Genomic DNA, 25,726 nt, shown 5'->3' with positions numbered 1-25,726 from the left:
TCAGAACGGGCCGACGTCGGTGACCCGGACGACCGCCCGGCCCTCCTCGTCGGAGGCGGCCAGGTCCACCTCGGCGCTGATGCCCCAGTCGTGGTCGCCCTTCGGGTCGGCGAAGGTCTGGCGGACCCGCCACAGCCCGTGCCGCGGGTCCTCCTCGATGGCCAGCAGTTTCGGCCCGCGCGCGTCCGGACCGGTGCCCAGGTCCTCGTACTCGTCCCAGTACTTGTCCATCGCCTCGGCCCAGGCGTCCTCGTCCCACCCGGACTCGGCGTCCAGCTCGCCCAGCTCGCGGACCTGGTCCAGCGCGGCCAGCTCCACCCGGCGGAACATCGCGTTGCGCACCAGCACCCGGAACGCGCGGGAGTTGGCCGTGACCGGCTTGACCTGGTCGGCCTTCTCCTGGGCCTCCTCGGCCGTCTCGACCTCCGGGTTGGCAAGCTGCTCCCACTCGTCCAGCAGGCTGGAGTCCACCTGGCGCACCATCTCGCCGAGCCAGGCGATCAGGTCCTCCAGGTCCTCGGTCTTCAGGTCGTCCGGGATGGTGTGGTCCAGCGCCTTGTACGCGCCCGCCAGGTAGCGCAGCACGATGCCCTCGGTGCGGGCCAGCTCGTAGAAGGAGGTGAACTCGGTGAACGTCAGCGCCCGTTCGTACATGTCACGGATGACGGACTTCGGCGAGACGGGATGGTCGCCGACCCACGGGTGCGACTTCTTGTACACGTTGTAGGCGTGCCACAGCAGCTCTTCCAGCGGCTTGGGGTACGTGATGTCCTGGAGCCGTTCCATCCGCTCCTCGTACTCGACCCCGTCCGCCTTCATCGCGCCGACCGCCTCGCCGCGCGCCTTGTTCTGCTGGGCGGCGAGGATCTGGCGCGGGTCGTCCAGCGTGGACTCCACCACCGACACCATGTCCAGCGCGTACGAGGGGGACTCCGGGTCCAGCAGCTCGAACGCCGCCAGCGCGAACGTGGACAGCGGCTGGTTGAGCGCGAAGTCCTGCTGGAGGTCGACGGTGAGCCGGATCGTGCGCCCCTCGGCGTCGGGCTCGGCCAGCTGCTCGACCACCCCGCCGTCCAGCAGCGAACGGTAGATCGCGATGGCCCGGCGGATGTGCCGCAGCTGGGCCCGGCGCGGCTCGTGGTTGTCCTCGAGCAGCCGGCGCATCGCCTCGAAGGCGTCGCCGGGGCGGGCGATGACCGACAGCAGCATGGTGTGCGTGACCCGGAAACGGGAGGTCAGCGGCTCCGGCTCGGAGGCGATCAGCTTCTCGAAGGTGTTCTCGGTCCAGCCGACGAACCCCTCGGGCGCCTTCTTGCGGACCACCTTGCGGCGCTTCTTCGGGTCGTCGCCCGCCTTGGCGAGCGCCTTCTCGTTCTCGATGACGTGCTCGGGCGCCTGCGCGACGACGAGCCCGGCCGTGTCGAACCCGGCCCGGCCGGCCCGGCCGGCGATCTGGTGGAACTCCCGGGCGCGCAGCGTGCGCACCCGGCTGCCGTCGTACTTGGTCAGCGCGGTGAACAGCACCGTGCGGATGGGGACGTTGACCCCGACGCCGAGGGTGTCCGTACCGCAGATCACTTTCAGCAGGCCCGCCTGGGCCAGCTTCTCCACCAGGCGCCGGTACTTGGGCAGCATGCCCGCGTGGTGCACGCCGATGCCGTGCCGGACGTACCGGGAGAGGTTCTGGCCGAACTTGGTGGTGAAGCGGAAGTTGCCGATCAGCTCGGCGATCCGGTCCTTCTCCTCGCGCGAGCACATGTTGATGCTCATCAGCGACTGCGCGCGCTCGACGGCCTGCGCCTGGGTGAAGTGGACGATGTAGACCGGCGCCTGCTTGGTCTCCAGCAGCTCGGTCAGCGTCTCCGTGATGGGGGTGAGCCGGTACTCGTAGGACAGCGGGACCGGCCGCGTCGCCGAGCGGACCACGGAGGTGGGCCGGCCGGTGCGGCGGGTCAGGTCCTCCTCGAACATCGAGACGTCACCGAGCGTCGCCGACATCAGGACGAACTGTGCCTGCGGCAGCTCCAGCAGCGGGATCTGCCAGGCCCAGCCGCGGTCCGGCTCGGCGTAGAAGTGGAACTCGTCCATCACCACCTGGCCGACGTCGGCGGCGCGGCCGTCGCGGAGGGCGATCGACGCCAGCACCTCCGCCGTGCAGCAGATGACGGGGGCGTCGGCGTTCACCGACGCGTCGCCGGTCAGCATGCCGACGTTCTCGGTGCCGAAGAGCTTGCACAGGTCGAAGAACTTCTCCGACACCAGCGCCTTGATCGGCGCGGTGTAGAAGGTCACCTGGTCGTGGGCCAGGGCCGTGAAGTGGGCACCGGCCGCCACCAGGCTCTTCCCGGATCCGGTCGGGGTGGAGAGGATCACATTGGCCCCGGAGACCACCTCGATCAGCGCCTCCTCCTGAGCCGGGTAGAGCGTGATGCCCTGGCCCTCGGCCCATGACGAGAAGGCCTCGAAGAGGGCATCGGGGTCGGCATCCGGCGGCAGCTGATCGATAAGGGTCACGCCCCCATCTTGCCTGGCTTCCGCCCGGAGGAGGGAACCGGCCGTTCATACGAAGATCACAGAACGCTACGCTGAGCCGTCAACGGGGCAACACCACAAGAGCAAACGGGGCGGGACACGCACATGATGGGACCGGCACACTCACTGTCCGGGGCGGCCGCCTGGCTGGGGGTGGGGGCCGCGACCGCCGCGGCCGGGCGTCCGATGCCCTGGCCCGTGCTCGTCGTCGGGGCGCTGATCTGCGCGGGCGCGGCGCTGGCGCCCGACCTCGACCACCGCTCGGCGACCATCTCGCGGGCCTTCGGACCCTTCTCGCGCCGGCTGTGCGAAGTCGTCGACAAGCTCTCGTACGCGGTCTACAAGGCCACGAAGAAGCAGGGCGACCCGCGCCGGAACGGCGGGCACCGCACGCTGACGCACACCTGGCTGTGGGCCGTCCTCATCGGCGCCGGCTCGTCCCTGGCGGCGGTCACCGGCGGCCGGTGGGCGGTCCTGGCGATCCTCTTCGTCCACCTGGTGCTCGCCGTGGAGGGCCTGCTGTGGCGGGCCGCCCGGGTCTCCAGCGACGTGCTGGTGTGGCTGCTGGGCGCCACCAGCGCGTGGATCCTGGCGGGGGTGCTGGACCAGCCGGGCAACGGCTCGGACTGGCTGTCCACCGGCCCCGGCCAGGAGTACCTGTGGCTGGGCCTGCCCATCGTGCTGGGCGCCCTGGTCCACGACATCGGTGACGCGCTGACCGTCTCGGGCTGCCCGATCCTGTGGCCGATCCCGGTCGGGCGCAAGCGCTGGTACCCGGTGGGGCCGCCGGCCTTCATGCGGTTCCGGGCCGGCAGCTGGGTGGAGCTGAAGGTGCTGATGCCGGCCTTCATGCTGCTGGGCGGGGTGGGCGGGGCCGCAGCCCTGAACCTCATCTGAACGCCGTCCGGGGCAGCTGCCCGCCGGAGGGGACCGGCGGGCCGGTGGCGCCCGCGCGCCGGCCGGCCCCCGGGCGCCTCAGCCGTGCCAGGAGCGCCACAGCGCCGCGTACGCGCCGTCCGCCGCGACCAGGTCGTCGTGGCTGCCCAGCTCGCTGACCCGGCCGTCCTCGACGACCGCGATCAGGTCCGCGTCGTGCGCGGTGTGCAGCCGGTGCGCGATGGCCACCACCGTGCGGCCCTCCAGCACCCGGGCCAGGGACCGTTCCAGGTGCCGGGCGGCCCGCGGGTCCAGCAGCGACGTCGCCTCGTCCAGCACCAGGGTGTGCGGGTCGGCCAGCACCAGCCGGGCCAGCGCGACCTGCTGGGCCTGGGCCGGGGTGAGCGTCCGGGCGCCCGAGCCCACCTCGGTGTCCAGCCCGTCGTCCAGCGCCCGCGCCCAGCCGTCCGCGTCGACCGCCGACAGCGCGGCCCACAGGTCGGTGTCGCCGGCGCCGGACCTGGCCAGCAGCAGGTTGTCCCGGAGAGTGCCGACGAAGACGTGGTGCTCCTGGTTGACCAGGGCCACGTGCGCGCGGATCCGCTCGGCGGGCATCCGGGACAGCTCGGCGCCGCCCAGCGTGATCCGCCCGGTGCGCGGTGCGTAGATCCCCGCCAGCAGCCGGCCCAGTGTCGACTTGCCCGCGCCCGACGGGCCGACCAGCGCGAGCCGCGTGCCCGGCGCGACGTCCACCGACACCCGGTGCAGCACGTCGACGCCCTCCCGGTAGCCGAAGCGGACCTCGTCCGCCCGCACCACGCGCCCCTCGGGCCGTACCGCCGGGTCCCCGGCGTCGGGCTCGATCTCCCGGACGCCCACGAGCCGGGCCAGGGAGACCTGGGCGACCTGGAGCTCGTCGTACCAGCGCAGGATGATCCCCACCGGTTCCACCAGCATCTGCGCCAGCAGCGCACCGGTCGTCAGCTCCCCGACGTCCATCCAGCCCTCCAGGACGCACACCCCGCCGATCATCAGTACCGCGCCCAGGACCGCGGTGTGCGTGAGGTCGGTGACGGGGAAGAGGACCGAGCGCAGCCGGAGTGTGTAGCGTTCCCACTCCGTCCACTCCTTGATCCGCCGGTCGGACAGCGCGACGCGCCGGGCCCCGAGCCGGTGGACCTCGACCGTGCGGCCCGCGTCCACGGTCTCGGCGAGCGCGGCGGCGACCGCGGCGTACCCGGCGGCCTCCGAGCGGTACGCCGAGGGGGCGCGCCTGAAGTACCAGCGGCAGCCCGCGATCAGCGGGGGCGCGGCCACCACGACGGCGAGCGCGAGCGGCGGCGCGGTCACCACGAGCCCGCCGATCAGCAGGGCCACCCACACCACCCCGATGGCGAGCTGCGGCACGGCCTCCCGCATCGCGTTGGCCAGCCGGTCGACATCGGTGGTGATCCGGGAGAGCAGGTCGCCGGTTCCCGCCCGTTCCAGCACACCGGGCGGCAGCCGCACGGCCCGGACGAGGAAGTCCTCGCGCAGATCGGCCAGCATCTCCTCACCCAGCGTCGCCCCGCGCAGCCGCACCAGCCGTACGAAGAGGGCCTGCACCAGCACGGCGACCGCGAACAGCCCGACCGTCCACTCCAGCCGCAGCCCGCCCGCCCCGTGCGCGAGCCGGTCGACCAGCGAGCCGAGCAGGTGGGGACCGGCCATCGAGGCGATCACCGCGACCGCGTTGACCACGACGAGCAGGACGAACGCCGATCGGTGCCGGCGCAGCAGCTCCACCACGTACGCCCGTACGGTGGGGGCGGCGGCCACGGGCAGTGCCGTCGTGGTGTGCGGGGCGGCCGGATCGTGCTCCGGCGGCGCTGTGCCGATCATGCGGACTCCTCGACGTCCATGCTGCCCAGCAGCGCTTCCTCGTCGGTCTCGCGGGTGACCACCGCGCGGTACCGGGGCTCGGTGTCCAGCAGCTCCCGGTGAGTGCCGACCGCCACCACCCGGCCCTCGTGCACCAGCGCCACCCGGTCGGCCAGGTCCAGCAGCAGCGGCGACGAGGAGAACACCACCGTCGTCCGGCCCCGGCGCAGCCGCCGGACACCCGCCGCCACCCGCGCCTCGGTGTGCGAGTCCACCGCCGACGTCGGCTCGTCCAGAACCAGCACCCCGGGATCGGTGACCAGCGAACGGGCCAGTGCCAGGCGCTGTCGCTGGCCCCCGGACAGCGACCGGCCGCGCTCGGTGATCCGGGTGCGCATCGGGTCACCACCGGTGTCGGCCGACGCCCGGGCGAGCGCGTCCAGCACATCGCCGCACCGCGCCGCCGCCAGCGCGTCGGCGGTGGCCACCGCGCCGGACGACGGCACGTCCAGCAGCTCCCGCAGGGTGCCGGAGAGCAGGACCGGGTCCTTGTCCTGGACGAGCACGGCGGCGCGGGCCTCCGCCAGCGGCAGTGCGTCCAGCGGCACCCCGCCGAGCAGGACGGACGCCCGGCCGGTGTCGCCTTCGCCGGCCGGGTGCCCGCCGAGCCGGTCGGCCAGCCGCCCGGCCGCGTCGGGGTCCCCGCACACGACGGCGGTGAACCGGCCGTGCGGTGCGAGCAGCCCGGTGACCGGGTCGTACAGGTCGCCGCCCGGCCGCCGCCCGCCGTGCGGGCCGGCGTCGGCCGCGGCGGGCACCGGTGGGGCCGACGGCGTCGTCGTGGTGGCGGCCGGTGCCGTGCGGCTCAGCGCCAGCACCCGCGCCGCGCGCTTCGCCGCGGGCCGCGAGAAGGAGTACGCCATGGCGATCTCCTGGAACTCCCGCAGCGGGTAGTGGGTCAGCGCCACCGCGCTGTAGACGGCGACCAGTTCCCCGACCGCGATCCGCCCGCCGAGGGCGAGCCGCGCCCCGTACAGCACCACACCGATCAGCAGCAGCCCTGGCAGCATCACCTGGATCGCCGAGATCAGCGCCCACATACGGGCGCTGCGCACCGCCGCGCCGCGCACCTCCTGGGACGCCTCGCGGTAGCGCGCGAGGAACAGCTCCTCACCGCCGATGCCCCGCAGCACCCGCAGCCCGGCGACCGTGTCGGAGGCGAGTTCGGTGGCCCGGCCGGCCTTCTCCCGCTGGACGTCGGCGCGGCGGGTGGCCGGGGGCAGCAGCGGCAGTACGGCCAGGGCCAGCACCGGAACGCCGACGGCGACCACCGTGCCCAGCGCCGGCTGGTACACCACCACGCCGACGCAGACCACCACCAGCGTGGCCGCCGCGGCGGCGAACCGGGACAGCGCCTCCAGGAACCAGCCGATCCTCTCGACGTCACCGGTGGAGACGGCGACGACCTCACCGGCCGCCACCCGCCGGGTCAGCAACGACCCGAGCTCGGTGGCCTTGCGGGCCAGCAACTGCTGGACGCGGGCGGCGGCGGTGATCCAGTTGGTGACGGCGGCGCGGTGCAGCATCGTGTCGCCCAGCGCGATCGCCCCGCCGAGGAGCGCGATCAGGACCCCGGCCAGCGCCAGCCGGCGGCCCGAGCCGTCCACCACGGCCTGCACCGCCAGGCCCACGCCCAGCGGGAGCCCGGCGATGCCCAGTTGGTTCAGCAGGCCCCAGCCCACCGCCTTGAGCTGACCGCCGAGCTGGTTGCGGCCCAGCCAGAACAGGAAACGGGCGCCCGAGCGGGCGTCGGGTTCGCCGGGGTCGGCGTACGGAAGTTGCTGGATCTTCATGACGTCCCAGGGCCTAGGGCGGACGGACGGACGGCGGACGGGCGGACGTGCACGCGTCGCGTCGGACGGGCGCGCGTCGGGAAGGGGAGGCCGTGCAAGGTTCGCCGCCCGGCCCCGGCCGGGGCAATCGAATTTCCCGCTCCCGGCCGCGAACCGGCCGGCGCCGCCCCGAATCGGCCCCCGCCCCCGGCCGCGCGCCGCCCCGACGCCTTCCACCGTGCGGAACCCGCCATGGCCGGACCGCCACCCCGGCGGAGCGCTCCGACCCGCGCTTCACTCCGGGCCCATGGGACAACGCGACATCATGACCGTGCTCAGTGGGCCTGCTCCCGGGCGTCACCGCGCTGTTCGGGACGGCCCCGGCCAGCGCCGTGCCCCCCGCCGCCCGGGCCGCCGCCCGGGCCACGCCCCGGCCGCCCGTGCCCCCGGCGGAGTTCGGCACCGACTGGCACGACCCGGTCACCGCCGCCCCGCCCGTCACCCGGCCCTCCGGAACCCGCTCCTGCCGGGTGACCGTCTCCGAGGCGCGGTTCCGCGACTCCACCCCGTACCGGGGGACCTGCGCGCCCCCCAAGGGCTGCGGCGACCGGCGGAGCACCGCTGCCGGCGGCACGGCCCGGCGGGCTGCTACGACCGGAGCCCGCGGACCGTCCAGGGCACCGTGCCGGAGGACCGCCGCGCTGCTGAGCCGGCGCCCCCGAGCCGGCGCGGGACGGACGGGGCGGGCGCGGGGCCCGGCGGTACGCACAAGCCGGGCCCCGCGCGTCTCACTCCGGCCTGGCCGAGTCCACCCCGGACCGCGCCTGCCGCCACTCGCCCCGGGTGAAGTCGGGTATCGGCACCGGCGCGCCCTTGGCCTTGACCGAGATGTGGCTGAGGGGCACGGGGGCCGTCCAGGTGGCCGCGTCGTACACGTCGAAGTCGGGGACCAGACCGAGCCTCATGCACTGCGTCAGCCGGTACACCATGATGTAGTCCATACCGCCGTGTCCGCCGGGCGGATCGGCGTGCTCCTTCCACAGCCAGTGGTCGAACTCCGCCGCGTACGCCGAGAAGTCGCCCCACTGGTGGTCACGGTGGTCGGGCTCCAGGTATATGCGCGCCGGGTAGTCCTCGAAGACGCCCCTGGTGCCGCCCAGGCTGTTGATCCTGCTGTAGGGGTGCGGCGTCGACACGTCGTGCTCCAGCCGGATCACCCGTCCCTTCGCCGTCCGCACCATGCTGATGGTGCGGTCGCTCCCGATGTACGTCTCCTTCCAACTGGGGTCACCGGTCGGCACATGGGCCTGTCGGTACTCGGCCAACCCGAGCGCGGGCGTGCCGAAGCTGCTGATGCTGACCACCCGGTCGCCCCGGTTGACGTCCAGGTAGTTGGCGACCGGTCCGAAGCCGTGGTTGGGGTAGAGGTCACCGCGCAGCCGGGTGTGCCACAGCCTGCGCCAGGGGCCCTCGTAGTAGGTGGGCGAGAACAGCAGCTCCCGCAGGTCGTGGTTGTACGCTCCGGCGGCGTGCAGCAGCTCGCCGAACTTCCCGGCGTGCGCCATGCGCAGTACCCGCATCTCGTTCCTGCCGTAACAGCAGTTCTCCAGTTGCATGCAGTGGCGCCGGGTGCGCTCGGAGAGGTCGACGAGCTCCCACAGTTCGTCCAGGCGCATCGCGACGGGACACTCCACGCCGACGTGCTTGCCGTTCAGCAGCGCCGTCCTCGCCATCTCGAAATGGACGTCCCAGGGAGTGGCCACGTACACGAAGTCGAGGTCACCGCGCGCGCAGAGGTTCGCGTAGTCGTGCTCACCGTTCGCGTACACGGCCGGCGACGGCTGCCCCGCCCGGGCGACCTCGGCGGCGGCCGCCTCCGCCTTGGCCCTGACGGGGTCGCAGACGGCGACCACCCGTACGCCGGGCACGGCGAGGAACAGGCCGATCATGCCGGCCCCGCGGTTGCCGAGTCCGATGATTCCCATCCGGACGGTGCCGCGCCGCTCGAAGGGGACGCCCGCCATGGTGCGTCCCCGGCGCGGGGGAGCCGCGCTCGCGGCGGCGCTGTCGGCGGCGGCCGCGGTGCCGCTTCCCAGTCCGCCCAGCGCGCCCGCCATGCCCGCGACGCCCGCCATGCCCGCCGTCGTCCGCAGGACCGAGCGCCGGCTGGGTGAACCGGCGGGGTCCCCGGCGGAGTCCGCGTTCCCGGGTACTGCCTCGTTCATCGAACCTCCAGTACGTGGTGTGCACGGCTGGTCCGTGAATTCCGGCTAGGACCCTGGCCGCTGGGGCCGGAGGCACGCAAGGGGGCCGTTTGGACTCCGCGTCCGGACACATGGACTCCCCGGCGACGGCCCCGCACCACACGGCCCCCGGGAGCCCGAGCCCCGGAAGGAAGGGGGCGTGAGCCGAGGGGCGCGCGGGCGCCGGGAGGGGGGCGCCTCCCGCGCGCGTGAAGCGCGCCCCGGCGGCGAACCGGCCCTCAGCGGGACGACCGCGTCGCGCGCTCCAGTTCCAGGAGGACCGAGCGGTAGGGCCGTCCGGTCGCGTGGGTCATGCCGATCTCGCACATCCGGTTCGCCGACAGGTAGGCGTCGAACGACCGGTGCGCCACCTCGGCCGCCTCGCGGGCCGTGGCCGACTCCGTCAGCTCGGGGTGCAGCAGGCCCCGGTCGCCGGCGAAGGCGCAGCAGCCGGCGTCCTCCGGTACGAGGACCTCCTCGGCGCACGCCTCCGCGAGGGCCGTCAGGCGGTCCTCGTCGCGCAGGTGCCGCATGGAGCAGGTGGGGTGCACGACCGCCGAGGCCGCCCGGTGCGTCACCGTCAGGTGCGGAAGCAACTGGTCCGCGGCCCAGACGACGGAGTCCACCACCGTGAGTCCGGCGTGCAGTTCCCGGGTGCGTTCGCCGAGGTGGGGCACGACTTCCCGGGCGATGCCCAGCGCGCACGAGGAGGCGTCCACGACCAGGGGCAGCCGGCCGCCCGCCGTCCAGCCCCAGGCGGCTTCGACGATCCGCTCGGCCATCAGCCGGTTGCCCGCCTCGTACCCCTTGGAGTGCCAGATGGTGGCGCAGCAGGTGCCCGTCACGTCGTCGGGGATCCACACCGGCCTGCCGGCCCGCGCGGCCAGTGCGACCACGGCCTGCGGCAGGGAGGGCCCGCCGGTCCCGGCCGGTTCGCCGAAGATCCGGTTGACGCAGGCCGGGTAGTAGACGGCGCTCGCGCGGGACCGCTCGGTGCGGGGCAGCCCGGCGCGGGCCGCGCCGGGGAGCAGGGGCAGCCACTGGGGCACCAGGTCGGGCCGTACCGCTCCGCGCAGCAGGCCGGTCACCGAGGCCGTCAGCCGGTCCCCGGCCCGGTCGCCGATGGCCACCGCGAGCCGGGCCGCCCGCTCGACGGTCCGGAAGTGCCTGGCCGCCAGGGCCGCCAGCCGTTCCTCGCGCGCCGAGTGCCGGCGGTGGCGCAGGGAGCGCATCAGCGCGCCGGTGTCGATGCCGACGGGGCAGGCCAGGGCGCAGGTGGAGTCGCCCGCGCAGGTGTCCACGGCGTCGTAGCCGTACGCGGCGACGAGCTGGTCCTCGACGGGTGAACCGGCGCTCTGCCGGGTCATCTCGCGGCGCAGCACGATGCGCTGGCGGGGGGTGGTCGTCAGGTCCTGGCTGGGGCAGGTCGGTTCGCAGAAGCCGCACTCGATGCACGGGTCGGCGATCGGCTCGACGGTGGGGACGGTCTTCAGACCGCGCAGGTGGGCGTGCGGGTCGCGGTCCAGGACGACCCGCGGGGCCAGTACGCCGTCGGGGTCGACGGCCCGCTTGACGCGCCACATCAGCTCGGTGGCCCTGGGGCCCCACTCCAGTTCGAGGAACGGCGCGATGTTGCGGCCGGTGGCGTGTTCGGCCTTGAGGGAGCCGTCGAACCGCTCGACGGTCAGCTCGCAGAACTCGCCCATGAAGGCGGCGTAGCGGTCCACCTCGGCGGGGTCGGCCGCGTCGAAGGCCAGCAGGAAGTGGAGGTTGCCGTGGGCGGCGTGGCCGGCGACGGCGGCGTCGAAGCCGTGCCGCGCCTGGAGGGCGAGCAGGGCCTCGCAGGCCTCGGCCAGCCGGGCGGGCGGTACGGCGAAGTCCTCGGTGATCAGTGTGGTACCGGGCGGGCGGCCACCGCCTGCCGCGGCGACGAAGGCCCTGCGGGCCTTCCAGTGACCGCCGATCGTCCGGGCGTCCCGGGAGAAGGTGTTGGTGACCGACGGGACCGGCGCGACCAGGTCCAGCGCGGACACCACCCGTGCGGCGGCCCGTTCGCAGGCCGCCAGGGCGGCCGCGTCCGGCGCCCGGAACTCCACCAGCAGGGCGGTGGTGTCCCGGGGCAGCCGCGCCCAGTCGGCGGGCACCCCTTCGACCCGTACCGAGGCGCGCAGCGTGTTGCCGTCCATCAGCTCGACGGCGACGGCCCCGGCCTCGGTGAACAGGGGCACGGCGGCGGCCGCCGCCGGCAGGGAGGGGAAGAAGAGCAGGGCGGTGGACACCTGGCGGTGCAGCGGGAGGGTGTCGAGGACGACCTCGGAGATGAAGCCGAGGGTGCCCTGGGAGCCGACCATCAGTCCGCGCAGGATCTCCACGGGCGTCCTGCCGTCCAGGAAGGCGTCCAGCCGGTAGCCGTTGGTGTTCTTGATCCGGTACTTGGCGCGGATCCTGTCGGTCAGCGCGGTGTCGGCCGCGATCTCCGCCCTGAGGGCGAGGAGCTCGGCGCACAGCCGGGGCTCGGCGTGCGCCAGCGTCATGCCCGCGTCGGGATCCCCGGTGTCGACGACCGTGCCGGACGGCAGGACGAAGGTCAGCGAGGAGACCGTGCGGTACGCGTTGCGCTCCGTGCCGGCCGTCATGCCGGAGGCGTTGTTGGCGACGACCCCGCCGACGGTGCAGGCGATCGCGCTGGCCGGGTCGGGGCCCAGCACCCGGCCGTAGCGGGCGAGGGCGGCGTTGGCCCGGGCGATGGTCGTGCCGGGGCGGACACGGGCCCGGGCGCCTCCGTCGAGGACCTCCACACCGGCCCAGTGCCGGCGCACGTCCACCAGGATGTCCTCGCCCTGCGCCTGGCCGTTGAGGCTCGTCCCGGCGGCCCGGAAGACCACCTCGCGGCCCTTGCCCCGGGCGTAGGACAGTACGGCGGAGACGTCGTCGATGTCCTCGGCGACCACGACGACCTGGGGCACGAAGCGGTAGGGGCTGGCGTCCGAGGCGTATTTGACCAGGTCGGAGACGTGCCACAGCACTTTGCCGGGGCCCAGCAGGGCGGTCAGCTCGTCGCGCAGGCCGCTGGGTGAGCCGTGCGCCAGCAGGTCGGGCACCCGGTCGTGCGCCGGAGCGCGTTCCGTCCCGGGGCGCAGGGCGTCCGGTTTCGGTTCCAGCAGCGGCATGGCGCGGTCCCCTCGACGGTGCGCGGGGTGCGTGGCGCGCTTCCGGCCGGGAGCCGACGGTGGCTCAGCAGCGGCGCCCGGGGCCTCCGTCGACCAGGGCGGACAGCAGGCCGCCGAGCACCTCGCGCTGTTCGGCGGTCAATGGGGCCAGGATGTCCTCTGCGGCGGCCCGGCGCGCGGTCCGCAGCTGCCGCAGCGTGTCGCGGCCGGTGTCGGTGAGCTCGATGCGGATCACCCGGCGGTTGGCCGGGTCGGGGACGCGGCGGACCCGGCCGCCGGCCTCCAGCCCGTCGACCAGACTGGTCACGGCGCGGGGCACGACCTCCAGGCGGGCGGCGAGGTCGGCCATGCGGGGCGGGGTGTCGTAGTGCAGGAGGGTGCGCAGCAACCGGGACTGGGCGGGGGTGATGGCGATGCCGGCCGACTCCAGCTGCCGTTGCTGGCTGCGGTGGATGCGGCGGGTGAGCCGCAGGAGTTGCTCGGCCAGCAGGCCGTCGGCATCAGGGGTGTTCATGACGGAATGCTAGCAGGACCTCGGTCATTGTGAAGCAAGGTAACAGTGAGCTATGCTCTTCGAGGTGGCGGCCGTCGTGCGCCCCCGCCGGTCCGACGGTCGCGTCCAGCGAACACCGTTCGCCCGGGTGCCGTCCTCCGGCGCCGGGCGAACGGTGCCCGCGCGCCCGGCGGCTGGCGCGCGACGCCCGGAGCCCGGTGCCGTCGCTCCCCGTCCGTGCCCGAGCCCCCGAAGGAGCCCATGCGCATCCACGCCGAGTCCACCTGGACGCCACCACCCCGCGAGCCGGGGCAGCCGCCCGCCCAGATCCGGCGCGTCCTGCGGCTCTTCCGCCCCTACCGGGGCCGGCTCGCCGTGGTGGGGCTGCTCGTCGCCGCCTCCTCGCTGGTCTCCGTCGCCTCGCCGTTCCTGCTGCGCGAGATCCTGGACACCGCCATCCCGCAGGGCCGCACCGGGCTGCTCAGCCTGCTCGCCCTCGGCATGATCCTCACGGCGGTGGTGACGGGCGTCTTCGGCGTGCTCCAGACGCTGATCTCCACGACGGTCGGCCAACGCGTCATGCACGACCTGCGCACCGCCGTCTACGCCCGGCTCCAGCGCATGTCGCTGGCCTTCTTCACTCGGACCCGCACCGGGGAGGTGCAGTCCCGCATCGCCAACGACATCGGCGGCATGCAGGCCACCGTGACCTCGACCGCCACCTCCCTGGTCTCCAACCTCACCGCCGTGGTGGCGACGGTCGTCGCGATGCTCGCGCTGGACTGGCGGCTCACCCTGGTCTCCCTGCTCCTGCTGCCGGTGTTCGTGTGGATCAGCCGCCGCGTCGGGCGGGAGCGCAAGACGATCGCCACCCGGCGGCAGAAGCAGATGGCGGCCATGGCCGCGACCGTCACCGAGTCGCTCTCGGTCAGCGGCATCCTCCTGGGCCGCACCATGGGCCGTGCCGACTCGCTCACCCGGTCGTTCGCGAGCGAGTCGGAGCGCCTGGTCGACCTGGAGGTGCGCTCCTCGATGGCGGGGCGGTGGCGGATGTCCACCATCGGCATCGTCATGGCCGCGATGCCCGCGCTGCTGTACTGGGCCGCCGGACTCGCGCTCCAGGCGGGCGGGCCGGCCATCTCCATCGGTACGCTCGTCGCCTTCGTCTCGCTCCAGCAGGGCCTGTTCCGGCCGGCCGTGAGCCTGCTCTCCACCGGAGTGGAGATCCAGACCTCCCTGGCGCTCTTCCAGCGCATCTTCGAGTACCTCGACCTGCCGGCCGACATCACCGAACCCGACGCGCCGGTGCGGCTGGCGGAGATCCGCGGCGAGGTGCGGTTCGAGGACGTCTCCTTCCGGTACGACGACAAGAGCGCACCGACGCTCCTGGGGATCGACGTGACGGTACCGGCGGGCGGCAGCCTGGCCGTCGTCGGACCCACCGGCTCGGGCAAGTCCACGCTCAGCTACCTGGTGCCCCGGCTGTACGACGTCACCGGCGGCCGGGTCCGCCTCGACGGGGTGGACGTGCGCGACCTGGACTTCGACACACTGGCCCGCGCGGTCGGCGTCGTCTCCCAGGAGACCTACCTCTTCCACGCCTCCGTCGCCGACAACCTGCGCTTCGCCAAGCCGGAGGCCACCGACGAGGAGATCGAGGCGGCGGCCCGCGCCGCGCAGATCCACGACCACATCGCCTCCCTGCCCGACGGGTACGACACCCTGGTCGGGGAACGCGGATACCGCTTCTCGGGCGGTGAGAAGCAGCGCCTGGCCATCGCCCGCACCATCCTGCGCGACCCGCCCGTCCTCATCCTGGACGAGGCGACGAGCGCCCTGGACACCCGTACCGAGCGGGCGGTCCAGAAGGCGATCGACGCGCTCTCCGCGGGGCGCACCACGATCACCATCGCGCACCGGCTCTCCACCGTCCGGGACGCGGACGAGATCATCGTCATGGACCAGGGCCGGGTGGCCGAGCGGGGCCGCCACGAGGAGCTGCTGGAGCGGCGGGGCCGCTATGCCGCTCTGGTGCGCCGCGACGACGGACCGGCGTCCGCGTTCCGCGGCGACGAACCGGCGTCCGTGTCCCCCTGAGCGCGGCCCGCCCGTCCCCGCACGCGCACGGGACACCGCCCCTTCGCGCCCGCGGCACCGCCCTGACCGTGCACTGCCCGCGCCCTGCCCTGCCCGTGCCCGCGACGGCGCCGCCGCTCCCGTGGCACGGGGAGCGACGGCGCGGCCGGGCGGTACCGGCTTCGGCGCGCACCGCGCGTTACGGTGCCCGCATGGTGAACGACTCCCAGGACCAAGCGCCACGGCGCCGGTTCCGGCCCGGCCGCCGCGGGCTGCTCATTCTGCTCGCGGGCCTGGTGGCGGCGGCCGCGGCCGCGGTGCTGGTACCCCTGTTGCTGGTCGAGGAGACGCCGCCGCGCGAACCCAGGAGACTGCTCGTACCGGAGGGCTGGCGGGCCGCCCAGGTGTACGCGGCGGTCGACCGGACGCTCGGTGTGCCGGCCGGCACCACCAGGAAGGCGGCGGCCGGTGTGGGCCGTACCGGGGGCGCGAGCCGGCCGGGCAGCGCCGGTCCGCAGCTGCCGCCCGAGGCCCGCGGCAACCCCGAGGGGTTCCTCTTCCCGGCGACGTATCCGGTGGAGGAGGGGACCACCCCGGCGAGCCTGCTGCGCTACATGGTCAGAACCGCGGACGAACGGTTCCGGGCGCAGAACCTGGCCGCCGGCGCGCGGCGCAACGGCGTCACCCCGTACCAGACGGTGACCATCGCCAGCATCGTGCAGGCCGAGGCGGACACCCCGCAGGACATGGGGAAGGTGGCCCGGGTCATCTACAACCGGTTCGCCCGGTCGATGCCGCTCCAGATGGACTCCACCCTCAACTACGCGCTGGGTCGGTCCACCCTGGACACCAGTCACGCGGACACCAGGCTGGACAGCCCGTACAACACCTACGCCCGCCAGGGGCTGCCACCGACCCCCATCGACAACCCCGGTGAGCAGGCCGTCCGGGCGGCGATCGACCCGCCGCCCGGGGACTGGCTGTACTTCGTCACCGTGCGACCCGGCGACACGCGCTTCACCGCCGACTACGACGAGCACCGGCGCAACGTCCAGGAGTTCAACGAGCGCCGCCGAGGCGACGGCGGCTGACCACCGGCTCAGACCGCCGCGGCCAGGGGGCGCGGTGCCCGGCCGACGGGACGGCGGCCCAGCAGCCCGACGACCTCCCGGACGGCGGCCCGCCCGGCCCGGTTGGCGCCGATCGTCGACGCCGAAGGCCCGTACCCCACCAGGTGGACGCGCTCGTCGCGCACCGCCCGGGTCCCGTCCAGCCGGATACCACCGCCCCGCTCGCGCAGCCCCAGCGGCGCCAGGTGACCGACGGACGGCCGGAAGCCGGTCGCCCACAGGATCACGTCCGCCGCCACCGTCCGTCCCACGCCCAGGTCGCCGCCTTTCCCGGCCGTCGGGGACCCGGGGTCCCACACCACCCCGTCCGGGACGATCCGGTCGAACATCGGCAGCCGGTCGAGGACACCGCGCTCCCGGGCGGCCACGATCGCGTCCGTGAGTGGCAGCCCGGTCACGCCGACCACGCTCCGCGGCGGCAGGCCCCGCCGTACCCGCTCCTCCACCAGCGCCACCGCCGCGCGGCCCTCGGCCTCGCCGAACGGCCCCTGCCGCCACTCCGGTTCGCGGCGGGTCACCCAGGTGGTGCCGGCGGCGACCTCCGCGATCTCCATCAGATGCTGGGTGCCGGAGGCACCGCCGCCCACCACGATCACGCGCTGCCCCGCGAACGCGGCCGGGCCCGGGTAGTCCGCGGTGTGCGGCTGCCGTCCCCGGAAGGTCTCCTGCCCGGGGTAGCGCGGCCGGAACGGCCGGTCCCAGGTGCCCGTCGCGCTGATCAGCGCGCGGGTGGCGTACGTTCCCTCCGACGTCTCCACCAGCAGCCCGCCGGCCTCGCCCTCGCGGACCGCGGAGACGTCCACCGGCCGGTGCACCCGCAGGTCGAAGGTCTCCTCGTAGCGGGCGAAGTACGCGCCGATCACCTCCGAGGAGGGCCGCTCGCCGTCGGCGCCGGCCAGCTCCATGCCGGGCAGCGCGTGCATGCCGTGCACCTTGCCGTAGGTGAGCGTGGGCCAGCGGAACTGCCAGGCGCCGCCGGGGCCCGGGGCGTGGTCCAGGACGACGAAGTCCCGGTCCGGTTCCAGGCCGGCGCGGCGCAGGTGGTACGCGGCGGACAGGCCGGCCTGGCCGGCCCCGATGACGACCACGTCGAGGGCAAAGTAGTTCACGCTTCTACCAACCGGGTGGGGTGCCGGGATCTTCCCAGGACGGGCGGGGCCGGGGCGCGCAGGAACCGGGGCCGCCCCAAGCCTGGGCGACACGCGCCGCCGGGCGGCCCTCCTCAGCCGCCCGCCGGGCCGCCGGGGCGGCCGGTGGCCCCCGACGACGCGCGGCCGAGGCGCACGGTGAGCGTCCCGGACGCGGGCCGCGCACCACCCCGCCCACCGCCGGCGGTGGGGGAGGACGCCGCCCGCGCCGGTCGACCGCGCCGACCCACCACGGCCGCGACGCCGGCAGCGCAGCACCGATGGCCGCGTCCCCGGGCCGTGCCCGCCCGGCGCTCGCGCACCGGCGGGGGAGCGGCGGCCGGTCGCGGTGATTCACCGAGGCAGGACGGGTCACCATGAAGACATGAGCGACGCATTCACCACACGGACGCTGACCCTCACCACCGGCGACCGGGAGGTCGTCCACGACCTGACCGGCGACTGCGCCGCGTTCCTGCGGGAGGTGGCGGCCGGACGGGACGGGCTGCTGAACGTCTTCACCCCGCACGCGACGACCGGGGTGGCCATCATGGAGACCGGCGCCGGCAGCGACGACGACCTGCTGGCCGCGCTGCACTCCCTGCTGCCGGCCGACGACCGCTGGCAGCACCGGCACGGCAGCCCCGGCCACGGACGCGACCACGTGCTGCCCGCGCTGGTGCCCCCGCACGCCACGATCCCGGTCGTCGGCGGCGAGATGGCGCTGGGCACCTGGCAGTCGGTGTGCGTGGTCGACACCAACAAGGACAACCCGGACCGAAAGGTGCGTCTGTCGTTTCTCGGGTAGCCCTGCGGTACCGCGGGCCCGCGTCCGGCCGTACCCGGTGGGGTGCGCGGCCCGGGTGCCCGGACCCTGGGGACCGGCTGGCGGACGGCCGCCGGGACGGCCCGGGAGAACCGGCGGGCCCGCGTGCGGGGCCGGTGGGGGCCGGTGCGGACCTGTCGGGCGTCGGCGCCCCGGCTACCGGGCCTCGTGCAGGGTCGCCTCCCCCGTGACCGTCAGACCCACCCGGTCGCCCGGGCGCGCCGGGACCGGGCCGGGGGTGCGGACCGCGAGCGGGCCGGGCAGTCCGTCGACGGCCACGGTGAGCAGCGTGTCGTGGCCGTGGAAGCGGACCCCGGTGACGGTGCCCTCGGTGGCTCCCTCCGCCGGTGGCGTGAGGCGCAGCTGCTCGGGGCGGAGCAGGACGAGACCTTCCCGGTGCCCGGCGGGGACGGCGAGGGGGACGCGGCCCAGCGGAGTGGTGGCGGTGGTGTGCGATGCCGTGGCGGGGACGAGGACGGCGTCGCCGACGAAGGAGGCCACCCAGGGGTCGGCCGGGCGGTGGTAGAGCTCCTCGGGGGCGGCGCACTGGGCGACCCGGCCCTTGTCGAGGACGGCCACGAGGTCGGCGGTGGAGAGGGCCTCCTGCTGGTCATGGGTGACGAGCAGGGCCGTGGCGCCGCTGTCGCGGAGGACGGTGCGGACCTCCGCCCGTACGGTCTCGCGCAGGCCGGTGTCCAGGGCGCTGAACGGTTCGTCGAGCAGGACGAGATGCGGCTCGGGGGCGAGGGCGCGGGCGAGGGCGATGCGCTGCTGCTGGCCGCCGGAGAGCTCGTGCGGCATGCGGTCGCCGTAACCGGCGAGCCCGACGAGATCCAGCAGCTCCTCGACGCGTCCGCGCCGCGCCGCGCGCTCCGTGCCGCGCAGCCCGAAGGCGATGTTGCGGGCGACGCTCAGGTGCGGGAAGAGCGCGCCTTCCTGGGGGACGATGCCGATCCGGCGCCGCTCCGGCGGCAGGTGCGCCCCCGGGCCGCCGAGGAGGCGGCCGGCGACGGTGACCGTGCCGGAGTCGGCCTTCAGGAAGCCGGCGATCACGCGCAGCAGTGTGGTCTTGCCGCAACCGGACGGGCCGAGTACGGCGGTGAGGGAGCCGCCCGGCACGGCGAGGTCGAGGCCGTCCAGGACCGGGGCGCCGGATCCGTAGGTCTTCACCACGCCACCGACCTGGAGGTCGTTCACCTGACGGTCGTTCACGGGCGGTGCCTTCCGAGGAGGTAGGAGGGGACGGCGGCCAGCAGGATGAGCGCCGCCGCGTAGGGCGCGGCCGCGGCGAACGAGCCGCTGCCGGTCTCCGTCCACAGCCGGGTGGCCAGGGTGTCCATGCCGGTGGGGCGCAGCAGCAGGGTGGCGGGCAGCTCCTTCATGCAGACGACGAAGGTGAGGGCCGCGCCGGCGGCGACGCCGGGGGCGGCGAGCGGGACGGTGACCTCGCGCAGGACGCCGAGCGGCGTGCGGCCGAGCGAGCGGGCGACGTCGTCGAGGACGGGCGGCGCCTGGAGGACGGCGGCGCGGGTGGCGGCCACCGCGACGGGCAGGAACAGCACCGCGTAGGCGCAGATCAGCAGCGGGGTCTCCTGGTACAGGGGGCGCGCGTAGCGGACGGCGAGGAAGACCAGGGCGAGCGCGACGGTGATGCCGGGCACGGCGTGGCCGGCGTAGGCGGCCTGTTCGAGCAGCGTGGCGGCCCGGCCCCGGTGGCGGGCGGCGATGACGCCGACGGGGAGGGCGAGCAGGGTGGTCAGCGCGGCCCCCGAGGCGGCGACGCCCAGCGTGGTGAGCGCGGTGCTGGTGAGGGCCTCGGGGTCCCAGGTGGCCGAGGTGCCGACGGCGAGCCAGTAGCCGAGGGTGGCCAGCGGGAAGGCGACGGCGGCGGCGACGAGGGTGCCGCACCAGCCGAGCGCGAGCGGCGTGAGCCGTCCCAGCGCGGTGGGGGCCGCGCGCCGGGCGGTACCGGTGCCGGTGCGGGCGTACCGCGCACGGCCCCGGGTGCGGTGCTCGGCGGCGACGAGTGCCACGGTCATGAGGACGAGGACCACGCTGAGCGCGGCGGCGGGAGTGCGGTCGAAGCTGGCCCGGTAGGACGTGTGGATGCCGCGGGTGAAGGTGTCGTACCGCATGAGCGAGACGGCGCCGAAGTCGGAGAGCACGTACAGCGCGACGAGGAGCCCGCCGCCGGCCGCGGCGGGCCGGAGCTGCGGGAGGGTGATCCGGAGGAAGGTGCGCACCGGCCCGTGGCCGAGCGAGCGGGCGACCTCCTCGTGCCCGGGGTCGGTGCCGCGCAGGGCGGCGGCGACGGGCAGGTACACGTACGGGAAGCTCGCCAGGGTCAGGGCCAGGGCGGATCCGGTGAAGCCGGCCAGGGAGGGCGCTGCGGACAGCCAGGCGAAGGCGGTGACGTAGCTGGGGACGGCGAGGGGCAGGGTGACGAGGACGGACCAGGCCCGGGCGCCGGGCAGCGAGGTGCGGACGGTCAGCCGGGCGAGCGAGATCCCGATGACCAGGCAGGCGGCGACGACCACGGCGGTGAGGCCGAGGCTGCGGAGCAGCAGTCCGCCCGTGCGGGGGTCGGCGACGACGTCCCAGGCGTAGGCGGGCCCGCGCTCCAGCGCGCGGACACCGAGGTAGACCAGCGGCAGTACGGCCAGCAGGGCGGCGGCGCAGGCGGGGACGACCAGGACCCACGGCGGGCGTCCGGCAGCCGGAGCGGTACGGGCGGACATCCGCGCTCGCCCGGCGGGTGCGGGCGCACCCGCCGGGCGGGAGGTGCCACCGGTCCGAACCGTCGAGTCCGGTGAGGTCATGTCAGACGAGTCCGGTCTCCTGGAGCATGGCCAGGGTCTTCTTGAGGTCGTCGAGCCTGCCGAGGTCGATCTTCGGCGGCTGCAGGGACTCCAGCGCGGGCACGCCCTCGGCGGTCTTCACGCCGGCCGCGAGCGGGTACTCCTTCGTCTCCTGGGCGAAGTAGGTCTGGGACTCGGTGGAGAGCAGGAAGTCGACGGCCTTGCGGGCATGGTCGGCCTGCTTCTTGTCGGCGCCCTTGAGGATGCCCGCACCGGCCACGTTGACGAGGCCGCCGGGGTCGCCCTTGGGCAGGTAGTGGATCTTCGCCTTGACTTCGCCGGCGCCCTTCTCGGCGACCTGCTCGTACCAGTAGTAGTGGTTGAGCAGGCCGAGGGAGACCTCGCCCTTGTCGACGGCCTCCAGGATGGCGGTGTTCTTCTCGTAGGCCTTGGGCTGGTTGGCCCTGAGGCCCTTGAGCCAGGTACGGGCGGCCTCGTCGCCCTCCAGGACGCGCATGCCGGTGACGAACGCCTGGAAGGAGGCGTTGGTCGGCGCGAAGCCGATCCTGCCCTTCCATTCGGGCTTCACGAGGTCGTGGACGCTGTTCGGGGGAGTGGGGACCTGGTCCGGGTGGTAGGCGAGGACGCGGACGCGGCCGCTGACACCGACCCAGTCGCCGGCGGAGCCGCGGTGGGCGGCGGGCACCTTGTCGAGGGTGGCCTTCGTCAGCGGGGAGAGCCGGCCCTCCTTGGAGAGGGCCCCCAGGGCGCCCGCGTCCTGCGACAGGAAGAGCCCGGCCTCGGTGTTCTCCCCCTCCTCCATGAGCTGGGCGGAGAGTTCGGCGCTGTCGCCGTACCGCACGTCGACGTTCGTACCGAGGTGCTTCTCCAGCTTCTCGACGAGCGGCTTCACCAGGTTCTCGTTGCGGCCGGAGTAGATGACGAGCCCGGCGGGCTCGTCACTCCCGCAGGCGGCGAGCGCGGGAAGGAGCAGGGCGGCCGCGGCGAGCGCGGTGAGACGGCGGGCCATGGGGCGGCGCATGGAGGTGGAGCCTTCCTTGCCGTGCCGGCCGCCGGTGCCACGGGGGCACGTGGGCGGGGCAGGCGACGTGAGTTGGCGGGGAAACCGATGAACATGGGTATTGATAAGGTAAAGCTAACCTAAGGGTCAAGTCAGACTCTGGTAACGAACGCGTTGCAAAGGGATGTCAGGAGCAACCCCGCCCCTGTGTGGTCAGGAAAGCCTTACCTACGATCCGCCCGTGACGCTCACCCCCTCCCCGCCCTTCCACGGCAGCCGCCTCCCCCTCGCCCACCGCCTGGCACAGCACGGCGACCGCACCGCCCTCGTGACCGCCGACGGCGAGATCTCCTACCGTGAACTCGCCAGGAGGGTGGGCGGGACGGCCCGGCGCCTCGGCACCGCCCGCCGTCTCGTCCTGCTCCCCGGCGCCAACACCGCCGAGGCCCTCGTCGTCCATCTGGCCGCGCTCTCCTCGGGGCACCCCGTCCTCCTCGTCCCCGGCGACCACCCGGAGGCCGTCGCCGCGCTCACCGCCGCGTACGACCCCGACGTGGTCGTCCACCCGACGGCCGCCGGCGACGGTGAATGGCGCATCGAGGAACGACGGGCGGTCTCGGCCCACACGTTGCACCCGGATCTCGCGCTGCTCCTCAGCACCTCCGGCTCCACCGGCTCGCCGAAGCTCGTCCGGCTCTCGTACGCCAACCTCCAGGCGAACGCCGAGTCCATCGCCACGTACCTCGGCATCCGCGACACCGACCGGGCCGCGACCACGCTGCCGATGCACTACTGCTACGGCCTGTCGGTGGTCCACAGCCACCTGCTGCGCGGCGCCGGGCTCGTCCTGACGGGTCTGTCGGTGGCCGACTCCTGCTTCTGGGACCTCTTCCGCGCCGCCGGCGGCACCGCGCTCGCCGGTGTTCCCTACACCTTCGACCTGCTCGACCGGGTCGGATTCGCCGACATGGACCTCCCGCGTCTGCGGTACGTCACCCAGGCCGGCGGCCGTCTCGACCCCGACCGGGTCGCCCACTACGCGGAGCTGGGGCGGCGACGCGGCTGGGACCTCTTCGTCATGTACGGCCAGACCGAGGCCACTGCCCGGATGGCCTACCTCCCGCCCGAACTGGCCGCCGACCACCCCACGGCGATCGGCGTGCCCGTCCCCGGTGGCGCCTTCTCACTCGAGCCGGTGGACGAACCGGAGGACGAAGCGGAGGACGAAGCGGAGGACGAGGGGGTCGGCGAACTCGTCTACCGCGGCCCCAACGTGATGCTCGGTTACGCGCACACCGCCGGGGACCTGGCGCTCGGCCGGACCGTCGACGCCCTGCGGACCGGAGACCTGGCCCGCCGCACCGGGCACGGGCTGTACGAGATCGTCGGGCGGCGCGGCCGGTTCCTGAAGATCCTCGGCCTGCGCGTCGACCCGCAGCAGGTGGAGCGGACGCTGGCCCGGCACGGGGTGCGCGCGTTCTGCTCGGGTGACGACCACGTGCTCACCGTCGCCGCCGCCCGCCGCCCGGGCTGGGACGCCCGGCGCGTCCGGCGCCGGGTGACGGAGGAGTGCGGGCTGCCGCCGTCCGCCGTCGACGTGCACGTACTCGACGAGTTGCCCCGGCTGCCCACGGGCAAGCCCGACTACGCGAAGGTCCGCGGTCTCACCCGCCGCACCGCACCCACCGCACCAGGGGGTGCGGCCGGTGACGGGGGTCTGTGCGCCCTGTACGCGACGATCCTGGACCGCACCGGCGTCACCCCCGACGACACCTTCGTGGGACTGGGCGGCGACTCCCTGTCGTACGTCGAGATGTCGCTCCGCCTGGAGGAGCTCCTGGGCCACCTCCCGCCGGACTGGCACCTCACCCCGATACGCGAGCTGCGACAGCCGCCGGCGCGGTCCGGCGCACGCGGCCGGACGCTGGAGACCAGTGTCGCCCTGCGCGCGGTGGCGATCCTCTGCGTCGTCGGGTCCCACATCCGGCTCTTCGAGATCCGGGGCGGCGCCCACCTGCTGCTCGCCGTCGCGGGCTTCAACTTCGCCCGCTTCCTGCTCACCTCGGCCGAACGGCGCGCCCGCGTCCGTCGCACGGCCCGGAGCATCGGCCGGATCGCCCTGCCCTGCATGGCCTGGACCGCCTTCGCGCTGCTGGTGAGCGACGACTACGACCTGACCAATCTCCTGCTCCTGCACAACGCGCTCGCCCCGCAGGACATGGGGCCGGGAATCCACCTCTGGTTCGTCGAGGCCCTCGTCTACATCCTGCTCGCCACGCTGGCCCTGCTCGCCCTCCCGGTGATCGACCGGCTGGAACGGCGCCACCCGTACGGACTGCCGGTCGCCCTCGCGGGAATCGGGCTGCTCGCCCGCTACGAACTCGTCGGCCTCCCCGACCGCACCCAGATCACCGACGCCGTCACCGTCTTCTGGCTCTTCGCGCTCGGCTGGGCGGCGGCACGCGCGCGCACCGTGCCCCAACGGCTGGCGGTCACGGTCGCGGCACTCGCCACCGTGCCCGGCTTCTTCCCCGGTGAGCCGCGCCGCGAGCTGTTCGTCATGGCGGGCTTCGTGCTCCTGGTGTGGTTCCCCACGCTGCCGAGCGGTCCCCGGCTCAACCGGGTGGCCGGCCTCCTGGCCGGAAGTTCCCTGGCCATCTACCTGACGCACTGGCAGGTCTACCCGGTCCTCGACGGCGTCTCGAAGCACCTCGCGTTCCTCGTCTCGCTCCTCTTCGGCATCGCCTACGCGTCGGCGGCGACCCGGCTGACCCGGCGGGTGTGCCGGATGCGCCCCGTCCTCCGTCGCCGGGCGGCGCCCGGCGACGGGACCCGCGTACCCGGACAGGGCGCGTCCGGCGGTCCGGACGGCCGTCGGTCGGCTGCCTGCGGGCCCTAGTCAGGGCCGGGGGGTGGACCCGACGGACATCGGCGCGCACCCGCAAGGGTGACCCGGGCGCCGGGGCCACCGGGGCGGCCCCGGGCGGCCCCGGGCGGCGGGCGGCGGACGTCACCGCTCAGGCACCGGTCCGGCCGGGCGCCGGCCCGCGCGTCACGAAGTCGTGGGCCGCCCGCACCGTGAACTCCTCCTGGCCCCCGGGAAACAGCAGCCCCGCCCGCCGGAACGCCGGATCACCGGCCGTCGCCGGCACATACGGCACGGCGACGCACCGCATCCCCGCGGCGTGCGCCGCCGCCGCGCCGGGCGGGGCGTCCTCCACCACCACGCAGCGCGCCGGCTCCACGCCCAGGCGGCGCGCCGCCTCCAGGAAGACGTCCGGAGCCGGCTTGCCGCGCTCCACCTCCTCGGCGGAGACCACTGTCGTGACGTACGCGTCCAGGCCCGTACCGCCGAGCACCGCCTCGATCGCGCCACGGGAGGAGCCGGACGCCACGGCGATCGGCATACCTTCACGGTGCAGCCGCTCCACGAACTCCCGCATCCGCGGGAACACCGCCGTCCCCGCGCGGGCCAGCCGGAGGTAGTGGTGGTTCTTTCCGGCCAGCAGTTCCTCGACGGGCGCGGCCAGGCCGTACTCGGCCTTGAGGATCTCCAGGGTCTCGCGCGTCCCGATCCCGATGAAGTCGGTGTGGCGCCGCCAGGTGAAGCCGGTGACCCCGTGGTCCGCCAGCAGCCGGCGCCCGGCCTCGTAGTAGTTCGGCTCACTGTCCACCAGCGTGCCGTGCAGATCGAAGATCACGGCGGTGGTCCACGGCGTATTCATGGGCCCCAGGATGCCAA

The 25,726-nt window shown here is 74.4% G+C and carries 16 protein-coding genes and 1 pseudogene; 6 read left to right on the top strand and 11 right to left on the bottom strand.

Going from position 1 to position 25,726, the window contains the following annotated elements; genetic code table 11:
• The gene (locus tag AB0H53_RS05630) at window positions 1-2,514 is read right to left on the bottom strand and encodes a DUF3516 domain-containing protein (protein ID WP_362107652.1); all 2,514 of its coding nucleotides are present in this window, start codon (window positions 2,512-2,514) and stop codon (window positions 1-3) included.
• Between the two features lie 123 nt (window positions 2,515-2,637).
• Here AB0H53_RS05630 and AB0H53_RS05625 point away from each other — a divergent pair, with 123 nt between their 5' ends.
• The gene (locus AB0H53_RS05625; RefSeq protein WP_362107649.1) at window positions 2,638-3,429 is read left to right on the top strand and encodes a metal-dependent hydrolase; all 792 of its coding nucleotides are present in this window, start codon (window positions 2,638-2,640) and stop codon (window positions 3,427-3,429) included.
• Window positions 3,430-3,507: 78 nt separating this feature from the next.
• Here AB0H53_RS05625 and AB0H53_RS05620 read toward each other — a convergent pair whose 3' ends face one another.
• Both AB0H53_RS05620 and AB0H53_RS05615 read right to left on the bottom strand, forming a co-directional pair.
• Window positions 3,508-5,289 carry an ABC transporter ATP-binding protein gene (locus AB0H53_RS05620; protein ID WP_362107646.1) on the bottom strand — a complete coding sequence of 594 codons (1,782 nt, stop codon included), beginning with the start codon at window positions 5,287-5,289 and terminating at the stop codon, window positions 3,508-3,510.
• Entirely contained in the window at window positions 5,286-7,121 is a 1,836-nt protein-coding gene (locus AB0H53_RS05615) for an ABC transporter ATP-binding protein (protein ID WP_362107644.1), read from the bottom strand. The genes AB0H53_RS05620 and AB0H53_RS05615 overlap by 4 nt, the downstream gene beginning before the upstream one ends.
• Window positions 7,122-7,546: 425 nt before the next feature.
• On the opposite strand from AB0H53_RS05615, the pseudogene AB0H53_RS05610 reads away from it, so the two are divergent.
• Window positions 7,547-7,717: pseudogene (locus AB0H53_RS05610) on the top strand (peptide-N4-asparagine amidase); the annotation flags it as partial.
• Between the two features lie 171 nt (window positions 7,718-7,888).
• Here the strand turns inward: AB0H53_RS05610 and AB0H53_RS05605 are convergent.
• From AB0H53_RS05605 to AB0H53_RS05595, 3 genes are all read right to left on the bottom strand, one after another.
• Window positions 7,889-9,325 (bottom strand): Gfo/Idh/MocA family oxidoreductase, encoded by a 1,437-nt coding sequence (locus AB0H53_RS05605; RefSeq protein WP_362107641.1) that lies wholly within the window; start codon window positions 9,323-9,325, stop codon window positions 7,889-7,891.
• Window positions 9,326-9,582: 257 nt separating this feature from the next.
• Window positions 9,583-12,513, bottom strand: a complete 2,931-nt coding sequence (locus tag AB0H53_RS05600; RefSeq protein WP_362107639.1) for an FAD-binding and (Fe-S)-binding domain-containing protein — start codon at window positions 12,511-12,513, stop codon at window positions 9,583-9,585.
• 64 nt (window positions 12,514-12,577) lie between these two features.
• On the bottom strand, window positions 12,578-13,027 hold the full coding sequence (locus AB0H53_RS05595) for a MarR family transcriptional regulator (RefSeq protein WP_362107636.1): 450 nt from the start codon (window positions 13,025-13,027) through the stop codon (window positions 12,578-12,580).
• A gap of 240 nt (window positions 13,028-13,267) precedes the next feature.
• Here AB0H53_RS05595 and AB0H53_RS05590 point away from each other — a divergent pair, with 240 nt between their 5' ends.
• A complete protein-coding gene (locus AB0H53_RS05590; RefSeq protein WP_362107633.1) occupies window positions 13,268-15,103 on the top strand; it encodes an ABC transporter ATP-binding protein in 1,836 nt (611 codons plus the stop codon).
• A gap of 191 nt (window positions 15,104-15,294) precedes the next feature.
• The gene (gene mltG / locus AB0H53_RS05585) at window positions 15,295-16,173 is read left to right on the top strand and encodes an endolytic transglycosylase MltG (RefSeq protein WP_362107630.1); all 879 of its coding nucleotides are present in this window, start codon (window positions 15,295-15,297) and stop codon (window positions 16,171-16,173) included.
• An 8-nt stretch (window positions 16,174-16,181) separates the two neighbouring features.
• On the opposite strand, the gene AB0H53_RS05580 is transcribed toward mltG, so the two are convergent.
• Window positions 16,182-17,321, bottom strand: coding sequence for an NAD(P)-binding domain-containing protein (locus AB0H53_RS05580; RefSeq protein WP_362107627.1), 1,140 nt, complete (start codon window positions 17,319-17,321; stop codon window positions 16,182-16,184).
• A gap of 403 nt (window positions 17,322-17,724) precedes the next feature.
• On the opposite strand from AB0H53_RS05580, the gene AB0H53_RS05575 reads away from it, so the two are divergent.
• Window positions 17,725-18,147: a YjbQ family protein gene (locus AB0H53_RS05575; protein WP_362107624.1), complete on the top strand. Its 423-nt coding sequence runs from the start codon at window positions 17,725-17,727 to the stop codon at window positions 18,145-18,147.
• A gap of 174 nt (window positions 18,148-18,321) precedes the next feature.
• On the opposite strand, the gene AB0H53_RS05570 is transcribed toward AB0H53_RS05575, so the two are convergent.
• The 3 genes from AB0H53_RS05570 to AB0H53_RS05560 are packed head-to-tail and all read right to left on the bottom strand — an operon-like array spanning window position 18,322 to window position 22,005.
• Complete coding sequence (locus tag AB0H53_RS05570; RefSeq protein ID WP_362107993.1) at window positions 18,322-19,362, bottom strand: ABC transporter ATP-binding protein; 1,041 nt, start codon at window positions 19,360-19,362, stop codon at window positions 18,322-18,324.
• A gap of 11 nt (window positions 19,363-19,373) precedes the next feature.
• Window positions 19,374-20,984 carry an iron ABC transporter permease gene (locus tag AB0H53_RS05565; RefSeq protein ID WP_362107621.1) on the bottom strand — a complete coding sequence of 537 codons (1,611 nt, stop codon included), beginning with the start codon at window positions 20,982-20,984 and terminating at the stop codon, window positions 19,374-19,376.
• 1 nt (window position 20,985) lies between these two features.
• Window positions 20,986-22,005 (bottom strand): iron ABC transporter substrate-binding protein, encoded by a 1,020-nt coding sequence (locus AB0H53_RS05560; protein WP_362107618.1) that lies wholly within the window; start codon window positions 22,003-22,005, stop codon window positions 20,986-20,988.
• Window positions 22,006-22,225: 220 nt separating this feature from the next.
• Here AB0H53_RS05560 and AB0H53_RS05555 point away from each other — a divergent pair, with 220 nt between their 5' ends.
• Window positions 22,226-24,883 carry an AMP-binding protein gene (locus tag AB0H53_RS05555; protein ID WP_362107615.1) on the top strand — a complete coding sequence of 886 codons (2,658 nt, stop codon included), beginning with the start codon at window positions 22,226-22,228 and terminating at the stop codon, window positions 24,881-24,883.
• A 118-nt stretch (window positions 24,884-25,001) separates the two neighbouring features.
• Here the strand turns inward: AB0H53_RS05555 and AB0H53_RS05550 are convergent, their stop codons facing one another.
• On the bottom strand, window positions 25,002-25,709 hold the full coding sequence (locus AB0H53_RS05550) for an HAD family phosphatase (RefSeq protein WP_362107612.1): 708 nt from the start codon (window positions 25,707-25,709) through the stop codon (window positions 25,002-25,004).
• Window positions 25,710-25,726 lie beyond the last annotated feature (17 nt).

The organism is Streptomyces sp. NPDC050856 (genome assembly GCF_040653855.1).
Lineage (GTDB): Bacteria > Actinomycetota > Actinomycetes > Streptomycetales > Streptomycetaceae > Streptomyces.
Note: the sequence above shows the minus strand (reverse complement) of the source record. Positions and strands in the feature narration are given on the sequence as shown.

Excerpts from the sequence above, each read along its gene's own strand:
- AB0H53_RS05590 (WP_362107633.1), top strand. The coding sequence starts at position 13,268 with ATGCGCATCCACGCCGAGTCCACCTGGACGCCACCACCCCGCGAGCCG.
- AB0H53_RS05595 (WP_362107636.1), bottom strand. The coding sequence starts at position 13,027 with ATGAACACCCCTGATGCCGACGGCCTGCTGGCCGAGCAACTCCTGCGG.
- AB0H53_RS05625 (WP_362107649.1), top strand. The coding sequence starts at position 2,638 with ATGATGGGACCGGCACACTCACTGTCCGGGGCGGCCGCCTGGCTGGGG.
- AB0H53_RS05600 (WP_362107639.1), bottom strand. The coding sequence starts at position 12,513 with ATGCCGCTGCTGGAACCGAAACCGGACGCCCTGCGCCCCGGGACGGAA.
- AB0H53_RS05575 (WP_362107624.1), top strand. The coding sequence starts at position 17,725 with ATGAGCGACGCATTCACCACACGGACGCTGACCCTCACCACCGGCGAC.
- AB0H53_RS05620 (WP_362107646.1), bottom strand. The coding sequence starts at position 5,289 with ATGATCGGCACAGCGCCGCCGGAGCACGATCCGGCCGCCCCGCACACC.
- AB0H53_RS05605 (WP_362107641.1), bottom strand. The coding sequence starts at position 9,325 with ATGAACGAGGCAGTACCCGGGAACGCGGACTCCGCCGGGGACCCCGCC.
- AB0H53_RS05560 (WP_362107618.1), bottom strand. The coding sequence starts at position 22,005 with ATGCGCCGCCCCATGGCCCGCCGTCTCACCGCGCTCGCCGCGGCCGCC.
- AB0H53_RS05615 (WP_362107644.1), bottom strand. The coding sequence starts at position 7,121 with ATGAAGATCCAGCAACTTCCGTACGCCGACCCCGGCGAACCCGACGCC.
- mltG (WP_362107630.1), top strand. The coding sequence starts at position 15,295 with ATGGTGAACGACTCCCAGGACCAAGCGCCACGGCGCCGGTTCCGGCCC.
- AB0H53_RS05565 (WP_362107621.1), bottom strand. The coding sequence starts at position 20,984 with ATGACCTCACCGGACTCGACGGTTCGGACCGGTGGCACCTCCCGCCCG.
- AB0H53_RS05550 (WP_362107612.1), bottom strand. The coding sequence starts at position 25,709 with ATGAATACGCCGTGGACCACCGCCGTGATCTTCGATCTGCACGGCACG.